The following is a 15,219-nucleotide window of genomic DNA, read 5'->3' as shown; positions in this document are numbered from 1 at the left end:
TCGACGATGACGTCGGCGCCGGACTGGGTGATGGTGCGGGCGGGATTGCCCTCCAGTTTCAGCCGGTCGCCCTCGGCGTAGTTGAAGTCCGTGATCCGGTCGATGCCGGCGCCCGCCAGGCTGTAGAACAGGTCGGCGCCTGCACCGCCGCTGAGGGTGTCGTTCCCCTTGTCGCCCCAGAGCCAGTCGTCGCCGGCCCCGCCCATGACCGTGTCGTCGCCCTGGCCGCCGCGCACCCAGTCGTTCCCGGCCCCGCCGTCGACGGTGTCATTGCCCATGTTGCCATAGACGACGTCGAAGCCGGCGTCGCCGAAGAGCAGGTCGTTGTCCTTGCCGCCGACGACCCAGTCGTCGCCGTCGTTCCCGCGAAGGGAGTCATTGCCCATGTTGCCATGCATGTCGTCGAAGCCGGAGCCGCCCGACAGCGAGTCGTCTCCCGCATCACCGCGCAGGACGTTCGAACCTTGGGCATAGCTGATGACGTCATTGCCCTCGAGGCCGTAGACCGTCTCCCCGCCGGTCCGGCTGATCGTATCGGCCCCTGCTGTTCCCCGGATGTAGTCCCACTCGACAACGAAATAGAGGCTGTTGGACGGGTTCACGTCGTTCCACTTGTAGGCCACCCCGATGCCGCCCGAGGGCTGGGGCCAGGATTGCAGGCCGAAGGCCATCGCGTCCTGGGCGCCGCCATAGTCGTCCGGCTCCACGCCGAGGGCGCCTGCGCCCCAGTTGGAATAGCCGGAGGTGACCAGGGTCCCGTCGCCCCAGCGCCAGGTCCCTTCAACGTCAGCGTCGGAGCCTCCCAGCCAGAGGTAACGCGCGCCGCCCCCGTCGGCGGCGGTCGGCGCGGCGTCCAGTCCCGTCGTCATCTGGGTCATGGTCACCAGGGCCTGGTTTTCGGAGGCGCTGGTGATGTAGGCGAGGTGTCCGCCCTGGCTTTCGGCCCACGCCCTTGCTGCGGCCCAGGTCATGGCCGTCTTGACGATCTGATAGGTGTGGCCGGCGGCGTAAAATGTTCCCACTTAAAGGACTCCCTCACAAGACAATCTCCCTCCACTGCCCTGCTGAAGGTGAAGGGAGTGAGAAGCGACAGGGATAAACGCCTTTAACCTTGCGACGGCTGCGACCTGATCACTCGCTGCATCACGGAGTTGCTGTCGGGGACCGCGGCCCGGCGCGGTGCGTACGGGAAGAGGAGGCGTTCATGTGGATCCGGGCGCCGCGGGGCGGAACGAGGACGCCGCTACACAGTCGACGAAGGGGGCTGGTATGACTTCGGTTTCCTTCTCGGCATCACCGCCTGGGGGGGGATAGCCGCGGCCATGTCCGACTAGTTTTTCCCGTTCAGGCTTGCGCCTCGCCCAGGACGTTCCAACCCGCGAAGCGCGGGACCTTGGGCAGGTAGGCGCTCTCCGCCTCGCGGGTCGAAAAGCCTGCGCCTTCGAGCAACGGCAGGACCGGCCGGGTCAGGCGGCACCCTCCCGCCAGGCGCTTCCAGACTGGCTCGATGCGCCTCTGCCACCGGGCGACGCCGGGATCAGGGGCAAGGCCATGCTCGCAGTAGAACAGCCGCCCGCCCGGCTTCAGGACCCGGCGGGCCTCCGCCAGAGCGCGTTCGGGAGAGTGCACGGAGCAAAGGGTGAAGGTGCAGACCACGCTGTCAAAACTGGACGCCTCGAAGGGCAGGTCCTCGGCCCTCCCGGGCAGGACCTCAACCGCCAGCCCCTCCTGCCGGGGCGCGGCCTCGGCCATGGCCCGCAGCTCGGCCGCCGGATCCACGCCGATGACCGAGGTCACGCGCGACGGATCGTAGAAGGCCAGGTTCAGGCCCATGCCGACCCCGAGTTCGAGGACGCGACCGCTCGCCCGGGGAACCAGCCTCGCCCTCTGGAGCATCATCTGCGGCCCTGAGCACGCACAGGCCAGGAACTTCGGCAGGAGTGTCCGCTCGTACCAGCCCGCCATGCCGCGCCCTCCGCAAGACTGGTCGACACACTGGCCCGCCGGACAGGGCTTGCAAAGGGGGCCGGTTGTCTTCCTCATCCCTGATGAGAGGGCTCCGATGCCCTGCCTTGTCACCGGAGACCCGCAGAACAGCCCGACGGCGGCGCGCCCCTGCTCCAAGAGGTTCGTTTCAGCGCCGCGCCGGCGGACCTCCGCCGACAAGGTCAGGCGGGGACGTGCAACGCACTCGAAATCGCATCAAAGAGCGCGCCCACGTTGATAGGCTTGCCGACGTGTCCGCTGAAGCCATCCTGCTCGTACTGCCGAATCTGGCCCGGCAAGACATTGGCGGAGAGGGCGATAATGGGAATGGTTGCGCCCCGGCCCGGGAGTCGCCGGATCGCCTTGGTCGCGGAAACGCCGTCCATCACCGGCATCTGAATATCCATCAGGACCAGATCGTAGTCGTTCTGGCTGACCATCGCCAAAGCCTCAGCGCCGTTTGTCGCAAAGCTCAGCTTGACGCCCGAGTCCTTGAGAAGCGCGCCCACCAGTTCCCGATTTGCCGGGTGATCCTCTGCGAGCAGGATGTTGATGGACGAGGCCAGGTTGACCGACGATTCCCGGGTCGACTCCTCGACCGGCTCTGACATGTCGAGCTCCACCTTGACGGTAAAGCATGAACCTCGGCCCATCTCGCTTTCGACCGAGATGGAGCCCCCCATCAGTTCCATCAGGCGACGAGATATCGCCAACCCCAGGCCAGTGCCGCCATAGCGCCGGCTGATCGAGCCGTCGGCCTGGGAGAACCGATCAAAAAGCTTGGCGAGCTGGTCAGCGGACATGCCGACTCCGCTGTCGGCCACGCTGATCGTCAGCAACATCCGACCCTCGCCCGAGGGTTGGGTCGATAAACTGACTGAGACCCCGCCATTCTCAGTAAATTTGATGGCATTTGACAACAGATTCAGTAGTACCTGGTTTATGCGCATGTCGTCGCCGTGCAACCAACAGGCGGACGAATCACACGTCGGGGGCTCGCGGTTGAATCGAATTTCGAGATTCTTGCTCTCTGCCTGATGCGCCAGCAAGGCGATCGCATCCTCTACAAGACGCACCGGATTGAACGATGTGAAATCGAGTTCGAGCGCTCCATTTTCAAGCTTTGATAGATCCAGAACATCATTGACAACATTTAGAAGTGTCCGGCTTGCTCTGGAAATCTTGCTAATATAGTCCCGGCTGACAGATGAAATATCCTGGTCATTTGAAAGCAAATCCGAAAATCCGATGATACTTGTAAGAGGTGTTCTCAATTCATGACTCATGTTCGCCAGGAACTGTGATTTTGCCTCTGCTGCAGCATCAGCTTCTGCGAGCGCCTTGACTAGCGCTCTCTCGGCATCCTTTCTCTCTGTTACGTCGCGAAGCACATCCACCCATTCTATCAGATCACCAAAGACCGTATGCGCAGGCCGCAGATTGCCCTCCAACCAAACCCGACTCCCATCCTTGCGTACGACCAGGACTTCCGTGGGGCCAGGGTAACCTTTTGACTGGATGATCTTGCTTAGGGTTTCAGCCGCTCTTGGATGGGCAGCGCTATCAATGATGTCAAAAATTGACGTGCCAATGAGCTCTTCGGGTTCGTAACCGAGCATCGTCCTTGAAGCTGGTGATACGAACCTAAAAATCCCATCTGACGAGTATCTAATAATCAAGTCCCTTGTGTTTTCAGAGATAAATTTAAACTTTCGAACCTCGTCTAAATCAACTTTCATTTCGTTTAATTGAGTCGTTACATCGAGATTGAAACCTATTACTGTCTTTATACCGTTGGAATCTTGAGCAATCGCGCGCGATAGGACTTGGCGAATCTCACCGCTGGGCAAGAGTATCCTGTAGTGAATCGATACGGGGCCGCCGGTCACGAACGCCTTGGCGAGGTTACGCGTCACGTAATTTCGGTCATCTGGATGATATCGGGATACAATTTCGCTCGGAGTGCACCCCGGCTCGAGCTCAAACATATCATACATTGCCGGAGAGAAATCAAACTGGCCATCAGCAAAGAATTTCCACGCCGCTACACCTGACAGTTCAAGTAGTGCGTGTTCGTATCCTATCAAGCTTTCAGGACACTGCCGCATGTTGATTGCCTCGACATTCTGATATCCTTAAGATAGAGCATCTCGGTTAAGTTGGTGTTACGGACGGGGAACTCTGATGGAGTTTCCGGCTGAATCGAGTCGCAGGGCGCCGCCTGGAAGCATCCGTTTCCTCCGCAGCAGCGGGTAGTGAGTCCTTCAGCTCCATCCATTCCGCATGCTTGGGGCCCCCAGCGGGACGACCTTGGCCTGGAGGATAGCGCCGCCGGCGCCGCTCAAGACCAGAGAGATCCGTCGAGGACGCCGCCATCATCGCCCGTGGGATCGTCGGCGCCCACGATCGCTAAACACGGGATTTCTTGAAGAGGCCGCCGTGTGGTGGCGGGAGTCACAATCGGGACGTCATCCGCCAGTTGGTTCCGTCCACAGCGACAGGCTGGAGAAACTGCGGACCCGGGCGATGGGCATGACAGGCGAGGCGCGCGCCCTGATCCGAGTTGTCGAGCATGCAGGCCAAGCCGGTCGCTGGGGCGGGTTAGGCCAGACTTCCAGATGTCTCCACCTGCTCCCGCCCTAAAGCCTCTGTCTCTCGCGAAGACAGGGCGCCGAAATCGCGCCGCCACCGGCGCTGAGCGGGGCGGTTCAGGTTTGCCGACGGAGCCGAGCAAGGCCGGTGGAGAAAGGGGTCCGCAGTCACCTGCGGACCCCCGATGGATGGCCCCTGACCGGAAGACCGGTCTTCGCCGCAAGCGTTACCAGGTCTTGGAGACGCCGATGCCGAAGGTGCGCGGCTCGGTATAGAAGGCGTTCCGGAACAGGCCCGAGGAGTCATCCGTCAGGTAGGTGTCCGTGATCGCTTCCTCGTCTGTCGCATTCTTCACATAGGCTTCCACCGACCAGCCATTGTCGGCGTTGGCCAGGGAGACCGTCAGGTTGACGTTATTCCAGGCCTCAAGCTTGTCCGCGGCCGAATTGAAGATACGGGCAAAGCTGTCAGTCTGGTGGTAGTAGTCGACCCGGCCGAGGGCGGTCCAGCCGTTCTCCATTTCGACCGTGTACTGGGCGCCCAGCGATACCGTGAACTCCGGAGCGTTCGGCAGTTCCTTACCCTTGAGGTTCACAGACACGCCGTCGTTCGCCGGGCCGAAGGCGCCATCGCAGACGCCCAGAAGGGCGAAGGGATTGTTGAGGGCGTTCGAAATCGAGAGCGCCGTCGCCGCAGTCGTCCTGGAGACCACGCAATTGGCGGTCGAGCTGGCCTTCACCAGGACCAGGTTCGGATCGCCTTGGGTCCGGTTGAAGACGTCGACGGACGTCCCGCCGGTAATCTCGGTGTCGAGCCAACCGATGCTGGCGTTAAACCGCAGGGGCTGGATCGGGTTCCAGATGGACTCCAGTTCGATGCCCCTCACCTCGGCGTCAATGTTCTCATTGATCGAGGTCCGGTTGACGATCTTCGACACCTGGTAGCCGGTGTAGTCGTACAGGAAGGCCGTGCCGTTCAGCTGCAGCGTCCCATCGAGCAGCGTGTTCTTGGCGCCGACTTCATAGGCGTTGATGAACTCAGGCTCGAAGGAGGGGGGCGGGCAATTCTGCGAGCAGGGCGGGTTCAGACCGCCCGCCTTGTAGCCGCGCGAGTAGAAGGCGTAGATCAACGACTGGTCGGTGAAGGCCAGTTCCGGCTTCCAGTCAAAGCCGAAGCGGCCCGTCATCTCCTCGAAGTCCACCGCCAGAACCGGCTTGGTTCCGGGGGGCGGGCCGATGAGTCCGGAAGCCGGAATTCCCAGCGCCGAATTCCCTGGCACGCCGAGCGTGACAGCGAAATTTCTCACCTCCTTCTCATCCTTGGTCCAACGCAGCCCGAGCGTCCACTTGAAGTCCTCGGACATCTCCCAGTAGAGTTCACCGAATACAGCGGTTGACGTCAGGCTGTACGGATTATAACTATCGAAATAGTTGTGCCCTGAACGATTGGGATCTTTGTTGGGGTCAATGCCAACACATCCGTTGCCGGTGGTACAGTTTGGATTTCCTGTGTTCAGAAGATTGTTAACTTGATACCAGGCCGTTCCCGTATTAAACATGACATAGTAATCACCTTCAGTCGAATAATCGAGATACAGGGCGCCAACATTAAAGTTAAAGGGCCCATCAAAAGCGGATTGAAGACGAACTTCCTGGCTGAATTGTTTATCGGAATTGGACGCAATATCACTCGTCGTGAATCGGTTGTAATTCCCATTCTGCGGATCACTGACCACACCGCCCGGGAACAGTGTCGGGTAGATCGCCGTCGCGTAGCCGGGGACCGCCGCAAGGGCGTTCACCGGATTCGGCGTCGTGTTGAAGTTCACAGAGGGCGTATAGCGGTTGTAGTCTTGGCGATTGTAGAGACGGTTCCGTGACTGATTGGTGAGCGAGGTCAGGAGCAGGCTGTCCGTGACATCCCACTCCAGGTGCAGTTGTACGATATCTGTATCGGCCCTGTAGATCGGGTCGAAATTGGACTCGATGTCACGCACATCCCGCGACTGAATCTTGCCCGCATAGGCGTCACCGGTCTGGAAGCCACCCAGGGCGCCGAACAGGCCGCCGAGGGTCGCCTGGGTGTTCACAGTTCCGAAAATGTCCGGGCTGTTGACGGGTGTTGCAAGGCAGCCCTGGCTGAAAAGGCCGCGCTGCACCTGGGCGATGAGCGGAACCGCCGAGAAGGCCACGCCGCCCACATTGGCCGGGCCAACGTCCTTGGAGCAGAACTGCTTGCCGATCCGCGAGCGGGAGTCATCCTCGTGGAACTTGTCGTAGACAACGATGGCCCGGAAGGTGTCGGTGGGTTCGAACCTGACGCTGGCGCGGTAGCCGTACATGTCGCGGGAATCCGCGTCATTGCCGGTCACGATGTTCTTGCCAAAACCGTCGCGCTTCAGATAGGCGCCCGCCAGACGAACCGCGAAGGCATCGCTGATGGGCGCGTTGATCATGCCGCGCAGCTTGATCGAATTGTAATTGCCGTACTCTGCGCGCGCCATGCCCTCCAGCCTGTCGGAGGGCTTGTTGGAGATGAGGTTGACGACGCCGCCGGTGGCGTTCCGGCCGTACAGGGTGCCCTGGGGACCGCGCAGGACCTCGACGCGCTCGACGTCGTAGAACTCAGTCTCGAACAGGTTGTTGGAGATCAGTGGCGCATTGTTCAGGTGGATGCCGGTCGCAGCATCGCCCGAGGTGGCCACCAGCTTGGCCCCAATGCCCCGGATCTGAAAGTTGTATCCGTTGAAATTACCCTTGGAGAAGTTCACGTTCGGGATGGCGAGAACCAGGTTGGGACCGCCGTCGATGCGGGACTTCTCCAGGGCGTCCTGTGAGAAGGCGGACACCGCGATCGGCACATCCTGAATGGACTCGGCCTTCTTCTGGGCGGTGACGACCAGTTCCTCGATGGTGGACGTCTCTTCCGCCGCCTGAGCGGCGCCCGAGAGGGCGAGGGCGGAGGCGCCGGCGATCAGCAGCGCCTTCATGTGGTGGGACTTACGCATGCAACTCCTCCTGTCGGGACGGACTTTGTAAAGGCCGCCGTCTCCCATTTGAACGTCCGCGCGAATGCAGACGCGCCGGCAAGGCGCCGGTCTTGTATGGGGATGTCGGGGCATGGGCGCGGGAAGTCAACTGGCTCCGTGGCGTCAATCGGACGCTTTGCGCGCACAATCGGACGCTTTGCGCGCAACAGGCTGACACTGTTGCCAAGAAACACAGTGGTTCTGACAAGGTTGTCAGCTCAACAGGGCAAGGCGGGAGACCCGGAAGTCCCGGCGCAACAGGGGGACAGCCATTTTGCTTCGCAGCGAGAGCGGGGGTATTGAAGCACATGTTCCCGCCGGACCACGCCCTCGTGCTGTTCTCGGGCGGGCAGGACTCCACCGCCTGCCTCGCCTGGGCGCTCGACCGCTACGCCCATGTCGAAACCGTCGGTTTCGACTATGGGCAGCGCCATGCGGTGGAGATGGCCCAGAGGACCACCGTGCTGGCGCGCATGCGCACCGCCTTCCCCGCCTGGTCCGCCCGTCTGGGACAGGACCACCGCCTGGATCTGTCCGCCTTCGGGGCCATTGGCGACACCGCCATGACGTCGGCGCGGGCCTTCGAGATGGACGCTCGCGGCCTGCCCAACACCTTTGTTCCGGGGCGCAACCTCGTCTTCCTGACCTGGGCCGCGGCGCTCGCGGATCGCCGGGCTCTGAAGCGCCTGGTCGGCGGCATGTGCGAGACGGACTTCTCAGGTTATCCCGACTGCCGCCGGGATACGCTCGACGCCCTTCAGGCCGCCCTGAACCTCGGGATGGACCAGGCCTTCGTGATCGACACCCCGCTCATGCGACTGACCAAGGCTCAGACCTGGGCCCTGGCCTATGAGCTGGGCGGCCAGGCTCTTGTGGACATCACCCTGGAGGACACCCACACCTGCTATGCGGGCGAACGCGGCGTGCGCCATGACTGGGGCCACGGCTGCGGCGCCTGTCCGGCCTGCGATCTGCGCGCCCGCGGATGGCGGGAATGGGATGCGGCGGGGCGACCCGTCCTTTCGGCATGAGCTACGCCGTCAAGGAGATCTTCCTGACCCTCCAGGGCGAGGGCGGCCAAGCGGGCCGGGCCGCGGTCTTCTGCCGGTTCGCCGGCTGCAACCTCTGGTCCGGTCGCGAGGAGGACCGCGCCGACGCCGCCTGCAACTTCTGCGACACGGACTTCGTGGGCATGGACGGACCGGGCGGAGGCCGTTTCGCAACGGCGGAGGCCCTGGCGGACGCCGTCCTGGGCGCCTGGCGGGGCGGCGCCGATGACCGCCTCGTGGTGCTGACCGGGGGAGAACCCCTCCTTCAGGTTGACCCGGCCCTGGTAGACGCCCTCCACACCCGGGGGTTCGACATCGCCCTGGAGACCAACGGGTCCCTGCCCTGCCCGCCCGGGATCGACTGGATCTGCGTCAGCCCCAAGGGCCAGGTCCCGGTGGTTCAGAGGTCGGGGCGGGAGCTCAAGCTTGTCTTCCCCCAGCCGGGTGTCGACCCGGTGACCTTCGAGGCCTGGGACTTCGAACGCTTTCTCCTGCAGCCCATGGATGGCCCGCGCCTTGCCGAGAACACCCAGGCGGCGATCGACTATTGCCTTTCGCACCCACGGTGGCGTTTAAGCGTGCAGACCCACAAGACCCTCGGCATCCCCTGACCGGTTCGCCGGCCCCGCCCGACATGACCCAGCGTACGTTTGAAATCACCAAGGCCGCGACCTTTGACGCCGCGCACTATCTGTCCGAGGGCCCGGAGCACCGGCCCTACCGTCAGCTGCATGGCCATTCCTTCCGGGTCGAAGCCTCAGTCCGGGGCGCGCCCGGCGGTCCTGTAGGCTGGGTCGCCGACCTTGCGGACCTCGACGCCGATCTGAGGTCGGCGGCGGGCGAGCTCGACCATGGCCTGCTGAACGACAAGCCCGGGCTTGAGCACCCCACACTGGAGACCCTCTGCGCCTGGTTCGCCGACCGCCTCGCCGCGCGCTATCCCGGGCTTTCGAGGGTCACGGTGTCCCGCCCGACACTGGGCGAGTCCTGCACCCTGACCCTGGTCTGAGCCCCCCAGGGGAGGCGGGAACCCGGAAGCCATTGCTCCCCATCAGGGGGAGCTCCCGGCGAAGCCGGGTGAGGGGGTCAAGCCCCATCGCCGCTGACCCCCTCCGGCCCGCTGCGCGGTCCACCTCCCCCTGGGGGGAGGAATGAAGGGGGAATTGCTCCCCCTAGGATCGGAGCTCCGGATGAACCCCGGAAAATCCTATTTTCCCTTTCGGGTCGCCGCCTCGAACAGGCGGTTGGCTTCGTTCCAGTTCAGCACGGTCCACCAGTTGGTGAGGTACGAACCGCGGTTGTTCTGGTACTTCAGGTAGTAGGCGTGCTCCCAGACATCGTTGGCGATGACCGGGGCGCCCTTGACCGGGGCGTCGCCCATCAGGGGATTGTCCTGATTGGGCGTGCTGGTCACGACGAGCTTGTCGCCGGTCCAGACCAGCCAGGCCCAGCCGGAGCCGAACCTCTGGGCGCCGGCCGCCTGGAAGGCCTCCTTGAAGGCCTCCAGGGAGCCGAAGTCCTTGCCGATCTGGGCGACCAGCGCCTGAGATGGCGCGCCACCCTGTCCTTGCGGCGCCATCAGCTTCCAGAAGAGGGTGTGGTTGTAATGGCCGCCACCATTGTTGCGAAGCGCCGGAGGATGGTTCTGCACCTCGCCCATCAGGGCCTCAAGGGACTTGCCCTGCAGCGACGGGTTGGCCTTCACGGCGGCGTTGAGGTTGTTCACATAGCCCTGGTGATGCCTGCCGTGATGGATGCGCATGGTCTGGGCGTCGATCACCGGCTCCAGCGCCTCATAGGCATAGGGCAGGGGCGCCAGGCTGAAGGCCTCAGCGGCGGGGGCGGGGGCGGGCGATGCAGCCGGAGCGGCCAGGGCGGGGCCGGCAAGGCCCAGGACGAGGGCGGCGGCGGCGATTCGGACGAGGGCGGGCATGTCGGGGATCCTGGCTCTTTCGAAAGAACGGGGAGAAAGGGCGCGGAAGCCCTGAACCCGCTAGATGGTGGGCGCAGGCGCTCTCGTCAATTCTCTGCGGCCATGGCGACAGGCGCCGGGTGAAGGGCGCGCCGACGGAGATTGAGGAGGTGGGCGGCGACCAGCGCGGCGCCGCCGAGACTGGTCAGGGCGACCTCGATCCATTCAGCAGGCCACCCCCAGGGAAGGCCGGCGGCCAGGCCGGCGACACCCAGAAGGAAAAGGGCCCTGACGCCGGGGTGACGCCAGCCGCCCGTTGTCCTCAGGGCCAGGGCGGAAACCGGCGCCGCCGCGCAGAAGAAGAGGATGTGGACCCATTCGGCGTGGGACAGGGCGCCGAAGAGGGGAACGACCGCCGCCAGGGCCGGAAGCGCCAGGCAGTGCATCAGGCAGAGACCCGAAATTCCGACGGCCACAGCGTCCGGCACACGGCTCGAAGAGACTGACATTCCGGCTTCTACCTCGCCTGCCTGACTGGAGGCCGGTAGATATGTTATAGTATAACTCTTGTCCAGACCCAGAAGGCGAGAGGGGCGACCCTGTTCGCCGGGTGAAGCATCGTCCGGGGGGCTAGCCGACCTGGCCGCGTTGACGAAGGAAGGCATCGGCCAGGACGCAGGCGGTCATGGCCTCGACCACGGGCACGGCGCGGATGCCGACGCAGGGATCGTGCCGCCCCTTGGTGCGCAGGTCGATTTCCTCACCATCAGCGTTGATCGAGCGGCGCAGGGTGAGGATCGAGGATGTCGGCTTGAACGCGATCCTAGCCGTGACCGGCTGGCCGCTGGAAATCCCCCCAAGGATCCCTCCGGCGTGGTTCGACAAGAAGACAGGACCCTCCGGGCCCATGCGCATTTCGTCGGCATTCTCCTCGCCTGAGAGGGCCGCGGAAGCAAAACCGTCTCCGATCTCCACACCCTTGGCGGCGTTGATCGACATCAGGGCGGCGGCCAGTTCGGCGTCCAGCTTGCCGTAGAGGGGCGCGCCCCAGCCGGCGGGAACCCCGGTCGCCTCGACCTCGATCACGGCGCCGGTGGAGGACCCGGCCTTGCGCACCTGCTCAAGGTGCGCCTCCCAAACAGGGACGATCCCGGCGTCAGGCGCCCAGAAGGGGTTCTCCGTCCTCTGGTCCCAGTCGAAGCGCGATCGGTCAATGGCGTGGGGTCCGATCTGGACCACCGCCGCGCGGATCGCGACGCCGGGGATCACCTTGCGGGCCACGGCGCCTGCGGCGACCCGGGCCGCGGTCTCCCGCGCCGAGGAGCGTCCTCCTCCCCGGTAGTCCCTCACCCCGTACTTGGCGTCATAGGCATAGTCGGCGTGACCCGGGCGGTAGGCGCGGGCGATCTCGGAGTAGTCGCGGCTGCGCTGGTCGACGTTTTCGATCATCAGCGAGATCGGCGTCCCGGTGGTCACCTGCCCGCCGGTGCGCTCATCCTCGAACACGCCGGACAGGATGCGGACGGCGTCGGGCTCCTGACGCTGGGTGACGAACTTCCCCTGCCCCGGCCGCCTCTGGTCGAGGAAGACCTGAATGTCCCCGGCGGTCAGGGTGATGCCCGGTGGGCACCCGTCCACCACGCAGCCGAGGGCCGGCCCGTGGCTCTCGCCCCAGGTCGTCACGCGGAACAGGTGTCCGAAGGTGTTGTGCGACATGCGCGGGACCGGTCCTAGCCGCCGTTCGCGTGGAACAGGGCCAATGTCCTCTCCCGGGCGAGCCGGGCGCTGGGTTCATGGTAGTCGGCGCGGCGGTCCGACTGGAATCCGTGGCCGGCCTCATAGACATGCACGGCGACCTCGGGATGGAGTTCGGCCACCTTCTGCACCCCCTCCATCGGGATGCCGTGGTCGTCCCGGCCGAAGTGAAGGATGGTCGGGCAGTTCGGGGTCTGGTCGGCCATCGAGGGGATCATGCCGCCGTAGTAGCCGGAGGCGGCCGCGAGGTCCCTGGACCGGCAGGCCATGGCCCAGGTCACGGACCCGCCGTAGCAGTAGCCGGTCATGAAGACGGGGCCCTTGCCCTTCAGAGCGTCGATGCAGGTCTGGGCGTCCTCGAGGGAGACCTTGAAGTCATGCTGCAGCCGCGCCACCTGCATGGCCCGCTGGATATCCTCGGGGGAATAGGTCGCTTCGAAGCCCGGGACCTCGCGGTCATACAGAGCGGGGGCGAGGACCTCATAGCCCTGGTCGGCGAAGAGGTCGCACTGCTCGCGGATGTGCTCGGTGACGCCGAAGATCTCCTGGATCAGGACAAGGCCGCCCCGCCGCTCGCCCTTCGGCTCGACGTGATAGACGCCGATCTCGGCGCCGTCGCTCATCCTCATCCGGATCATCCGCCCGCGCACAGCCATGGCGATCCCTCCTTCGTCCCGTATTCGGCTAGCCATACCTTCGGCGGCCCGCCTGCGCTATAGGGCGCACATGACCGAGAAGCCTCCCATTCCCCCCTCACCCACCGAGGACGACTACCTCGCAGGCGTCGCCGCCGCAGACCTGCCGCCGCTCACGGCGGAGGATCCCCTCGCCCTGTTCGGTGAATGGCTCGCCGAGGCCGTCAAGGCCGAGGTCAACGATCCCAACGCCATGGCCCTGGCCACGGTGGACGAGACCGGCCTGCCCGACGTGCGCATGGTCCTTCTGAAGGACGCCGGCCCCGACGGCTTCGTCTTCTACACCAACCTCGGCAGCGCCAAGGGCCGCCAGCTGGCGGCCAGCGGTAAGGCCGCCCTCCTCTTCCACTGGAAGTCCCTGCGGCGGCAGGTCCGCGTCCGGGGGACGGTCTCGGCGGTGAGCGCCGAGGAGGCCGACGCCTACTGGGCCACGCGGGCGCGCCCCGCCCAGCTGGGGGCCTGGGCCTCCCAGCAGTCCCAGCCCCTGCCCGACCGCCTGGCCTTTGAGAGAGCGATCGCCGCCTACGGCCTGAAGTTCGGCCTCGGCAAGGCGCCCCGCCCCCCCCACTGGTCAGGCTTCCGCATCACGCCTTCGCACATCGAGTTCTGGCGCGACCGCCCCTTCCGCCTGCATGAGCGGCTGGTCTTCGAGGCGGCGCCCGGCGGGTGGACCACGAGCCGGCTCTATCCGTGACCCCGGAGGCCGGCGACGAGGCGGTGATCGACGCCTTCTTCTCCGCCCTGGGCGGACGCCGGATCGAAACCGCCTGCAACCGCGTCTACCTGGCGGGGGACACCGCCTGGAAGGTCAAGCGGCCGGTGGACCTGGGGTATGTGGACTTCACCACCCTGGACCGACGGCGGGACGCCGCCGAGCGGGAGATCGCCTTCAATGCACCGGCCGCGCCGGACATCTACCGGCGCGTCCACGCCGTCACCCGCAGCCCAACCGGCGTTGAGCTGGACGGGTCGGGGCCCGTGGTCGACTACGCCGTGGAGATGCGGCGGTTCGATGAGTCCTCGGTGCTGTCGGCCCGCCCCGAGGCGGTCGACGGGACCCTGGCCGAGGCGCTCGGGCGAGAGATCGCCCGCCTGCACGCCGTGGCGCCCCGCCGGCCCGAGGGCGGGGGGGCTGCGGGCCTCGCCTACACCATCGACTCCAACGCCCACCTCCTGACAGGCCTGGCGGACCGCCTCGGCCGGGACGCTGTGGAGGCGGTGATCGCGACGACGGCGGGACGCTTTGCGGACGCGTCCGGGCTGCTGGAGGACCGGCGCCGGGCCGGCTTCACCCGCCGCTGTCACGCCGATCTGCACCTCGGGAACATCCTTCTGGAGGGGGGCCGTCCGGTCCTCTTTGACTGCATCGAGTTCAACGACCAGCTGTCGGACATCGACATCCAGTACGACCTGGCCTTCCTGCTGATGGATCTCGACTTCCGGAACCGGCGCGACGCCGCCTGCCGGGTGCTGGACGCCTGGCTCGACGAGGCGGCGCGGCGGGAGGGTCCTGGCCTGCGGACAGGGCTCGCCGCCCTGCCCCTGATGCTCTCTGTCCGGGCGGTGGTGCGGGCGCACGTGGAGGCCAACTCCGGACACGATGCGGTCGGGCGCGCTTATCTTGCAGCCGCGCTGAAACACCTGGACCCGACGCCGCCTCGGCTCTTCGCCGTGGGCGGGATGTCGGGAACCGGCAAGACGACCCTGGCCCGCGCCATCGCCCCGCAGCTTGGCGCCTCACCCGGCGCGGTTGTCCTGCGCTCGGACGAGATCCGCAAGCGGCTCTCGGGCGCCGCCCCTACGGACCGCCTGCCCCCGGAGGCCTACGCTCCCGACGTGTCCGCCCGGGTCCATGACGCCCTCTTCGCCGAGGCGGCGAGCCTCCTCGACGCCGGGCGCAGCGTGATCCTGGACGCCACCTTCCTCGACCCCGGCCACAGGGCCAGGGCTGCGCAACTGGCCCGCCTGTCCGGCCGGTCCCTGTCCGCGGTCTGGCTGGAAGGCCCCACCGAGGTCCTCAAGGCTCGTCTTGCCGCCCGAACGGGAGACGCTTCGGACGCCACCCCGGAGACCCTCGAACTGCAGGCCCGGTCGGCGTCGGGACAGATCGACTGGCCGCGGCTGGGCGCCGACCTTGACGCGACCTCTGCGGCGCTGGATGTGTTCAGCCGAACCGGAACCTCGAACCCATGAACCGTCGAC

13 protein-coding genes are annotated in these 15,219 nt (G+C 65.3%); 5 read left to right on the top strand and 8 right to left on the bottom strand.

Going from position 1 to position 15,219, the window contains the following annotated elements; translation table 11 throughout:
- From IM632_RS09790 to IM632_RS09775, 4 genes are all read right to left on the bottom strand, one after another.
- A partial coding sequence (locus IM632_RS09790) for a lectin-like protein (protein WP_296552281.1) occupies nucleotides 1-1,022 on the bottom strand: 1,022 nt, incomplete at its 3' end.
- Between the two features lie 322 nt (nucleotides 1,023-1,344).
- The gene (locus IM632_RS09785) at nucleotides 1,345-1,965 is read right to left on the bottom strand and encodes a class I SAM-dependent methyltransferase (protein ID WP_296479821.1); all 621 of its coding nucleotides are present in this window, start codon (nucleotides 1,963-1,965) and stop codon (nucleotides 1,345-1,347) included.
- A 203-nt stretch (nucleotides 1,966-2,168) separates the two neighbouring features.
- Nucleotides 2,169-4,094, bottom strand: coding sequence for an ATP-binding protein (locus tag IM632_RS09780; protein ID WP_296479820.1), 1,926 nt, complete (start codon nucleotides 4,092-4,094; stop codon nucleotides 2,169-2,171).
- A gap of 710 nt (nucleotides 4,095-4,804) precedes the next feature.
- The gene (locus IM632_RS09775) at nucleotides 4,805-7,585 is read right to left on the bottom strand and encodes a TonB-dependent receptor (protein ID WP_296552279.1); all 2,781 of its coding nucleotides are present in this window, start codon (nucleotides 7,583-7,585) and stop codon (nucleotides 4,805-4,807) included.
- 329 nt (nucleotides 7,586-7,914) lie between these two features.
- Between IM632_RS09775 and queC the strand changes: the two genes are divergently transcribed.
- The 3 genes from queC to IM632_RS09760 are packed head-to-tail and all read left to right on the top strand — an operon-like array spanning nucleotide 7,915 to nucleotide 9,664.
- The gene (gene queC, locus IM632_RS09770; RefSeq protein WP_296479823.1) at nucleotides 7,915-8,637 is read left to right on the top strand and encodes a 7-cyano-7-deazaguanine synthase QueC; all 723 of its coding nucleotides are present in this window, start codon (nucleotides 7,915-7,917) and stop codon (nucleotides 8,635-8,637) included.
- Nucleotides 8,634-9,266 carry a 7-carboxy-7-deazaguanine synthase gene (gene queE, locus IM632_RS09765; protein ID WP_296479818.1) on the top strand — a complete coding sequence of 211 codons (633 nt, stop codon included), beginning with the start codon at nucleotides 8,634-8,636 and terminating at the stop codon, nucleotides 9,264-9,266. The genes queC and queE overlap by 4 nt, the downstream gene beginning before the upstream one ends.
- A 23-nt stretch (nucleotides 9,267-9,289) precedes the next feature.
- The gene (locus IM632_RS09760) at nucleotides 9,290-9,664 is read left to right on the top strand and encodes a 6-carboxytetrahydropterin synthase (protein WP_293540846.1); all 375 of its coding nucleotides are present in this window, start codon (nucleotides 9,290-9,292) and stop codon (nucleotides 9,662-9,664) included.
- A gap of 198 nt (nucleotides 9,665-9,862) precedes the next feature.
- Here the strand turns inward: IM632_RS09760 and IM632_RS09755 are convergent, their stop codons facing one another.
- The 4 genes from IM632_RS09755 to IM632_RS09740 form a co-directional block, all read right to left on the bottom strand.
- The gene (locus IM632_RS09755; RefSeq protein WP_296479817.1) at nucleotides 9,863-10,588 is read right to left on the bottom strand and encodes a superoxide dismutase; all 726 of its coding nucleotides are present in this window, start codon (nucleotides 10,586-10,588) and stop codon (nucleotides 9,863-9,865) included.
- Nucleotides 10,589-10,674: 86 nt separating this feature from the next.
- The gene (locus IM632_RS09750) at nucleotides 10,675-11,076 is read right to left on the bottom strand and encodes a MerC domain-containing protein (protein WP_296479816.1); all 402 of its coding nucleotides are present in this window, start codon (nucleotides 11,074-11,076) and stop codon (nucleotides 10,675-10,677) included.
- Between the two features lie 121 nt (nucleotides 11,077-11,197).
- Entirely contained in the window at nucleotides 11,198-12,283 is a 1,086-nt protein-coding gene (gene aroC, locus IM632_RS09745; RefSeq protein ID WP_296479815.1) for a chorismate synthase, read from the bottom strand.
- 14 nt (nucleotides 12,284-12,297) lie between these two features.
- The gene (locus IM632_RS09740; protein WP_296479814.1) at nucleotides 12,298-12,978 is read right to left on the bottom strand and encodes a dienelactone hydrolase family protein; all 681 of its coding nucleotides are present in this window, start codon (nucleotides 12,976-12,978) and stop codon (nucleotides 12,298-12,300) included.
- Between the two features lie 70 nt (nucleotides 12,979-13,048).
- Here IM632_RS09740 and pdxH point away from each other — a divergent pair, with 70 nt between their 5' ends.
- On the top strand, nucleotides 13,049-13,711 hold the full coding sequence (gene pdxH / locus IM632_RS09735; RefSeq protein ID WP_296479813.1) for a pyridoxamine 5'-phosphate oxidase: 663 nt from the start codon (nucleotides 13,049-13,051) through the stop codon (nucleotides 13,709-13,711).
- Complete coding sequence (locus tag IM632_RS09730) at nucleotides 13,708-15,210, top strand: bifunctional aminoglycoside phosphotransferase/ATP-binding protein (RefSeq protein ID WP_296498646.1); 1,503 nt, start codon at nucleotides 13,708-13,710, stop codon at nucleotides 15,208-15,210. Before pdxH ends, IM632_RS09730 begins: the two co-directional genes overlap by 4 nt.
- The last annotated feature ends 9 nt before the right edge of the window (nucleotides 15,211-15,219 follow it).

Origin of the sequence: Phenylobacterium sp. (assembly GCF_020402505.1) — a bacterium.
Classification (GTDB): Bacteria; Pseudomonadota; Alphaproteobacteria; order Caulobacterales; family Caulobacteraceae; genus Phenylobacterium.
This window is presented reverse-complemented; position numbering and strand designations above follow the sequence as displayed.

Bases quoted from the DNA above. Each gene is read 5' to 3' on its own strand.
- IM632_RS09775 (WP_296552279.1), bottom strand. From the start codon at position 7,585: ATGCGTAAGTCCCACCACATGAAGGCGCTGCTGATCGCCGGCGCCTCC.
- queE (WP_296479818.1), top strand. From the start codon at position 8,634: ATGAGCTACGCCGTCAAGGAGATCTTCCTGACCCTCCAGGGCGAGGGC.
- IM632_RS09750 (WP_296479816.1), bottom strand. From the start codon at position 11,076: ATGTCAGTCTCTTCGAGCCGTGTGCCGGACGCTGTGGCCGTCGGAATT.
- IM632_RS09780 (WP_296479820.1), bottom strand. From the start codon at position 4,094: ATGCGGCAGTGTCCTGAAAGCTTGATAGGATACGAACACGCACTACTT.
- IM632_RS09740 (WP_296479814.1), bottom strand. From the start codon at position 12,978: ATGGCTGTGCGCGGGCGGATGATCCGGATGAGGATGAGCGACGGCGCC.
- IM632_RS09785 (WP_296479821.1), bottom strand. From the start codon at position 1,965: ATGGCGGGCTGGTACGAGCGGACACTCCTGCCGAAGTTCCTGGCCTGT.
- aroC (WP_296479815.1), bottom strand. From the start codon at position 12,283: ATGTCGCACAACACCTTCGGACACCTGTTCCGCGTGACGACCTGGGGC.
- queC (WP_296479823.1), top strand. From the start codon at position 7,915: ATGTTCCCGCCGGACCACGCCCTCGTGCTGTTCTCGGGCGGGCAGGAC.
- pdxH (WP_296479813.1), top strand. From the start codon at position 13,049: ATGACCGAGAAGCCTCCCATTCCCCCCTCACCCACCGAGGACGACTAC.
- IM632_RS09760 (WP_293540846.1), top strand. From the start codon at position 9,290: ATGACCCAGCGTACGTTTGAAATCACCAAGGCCGCGACCTTTGACGCC.
- IM632_RS09755 (WP_296479817.1), bottom strand. From the start codon at position 10,588: ATGCCCGCCCTCGTCCGAATCGCCGCCGCCGCCCTCGTCCTGGGCCTT.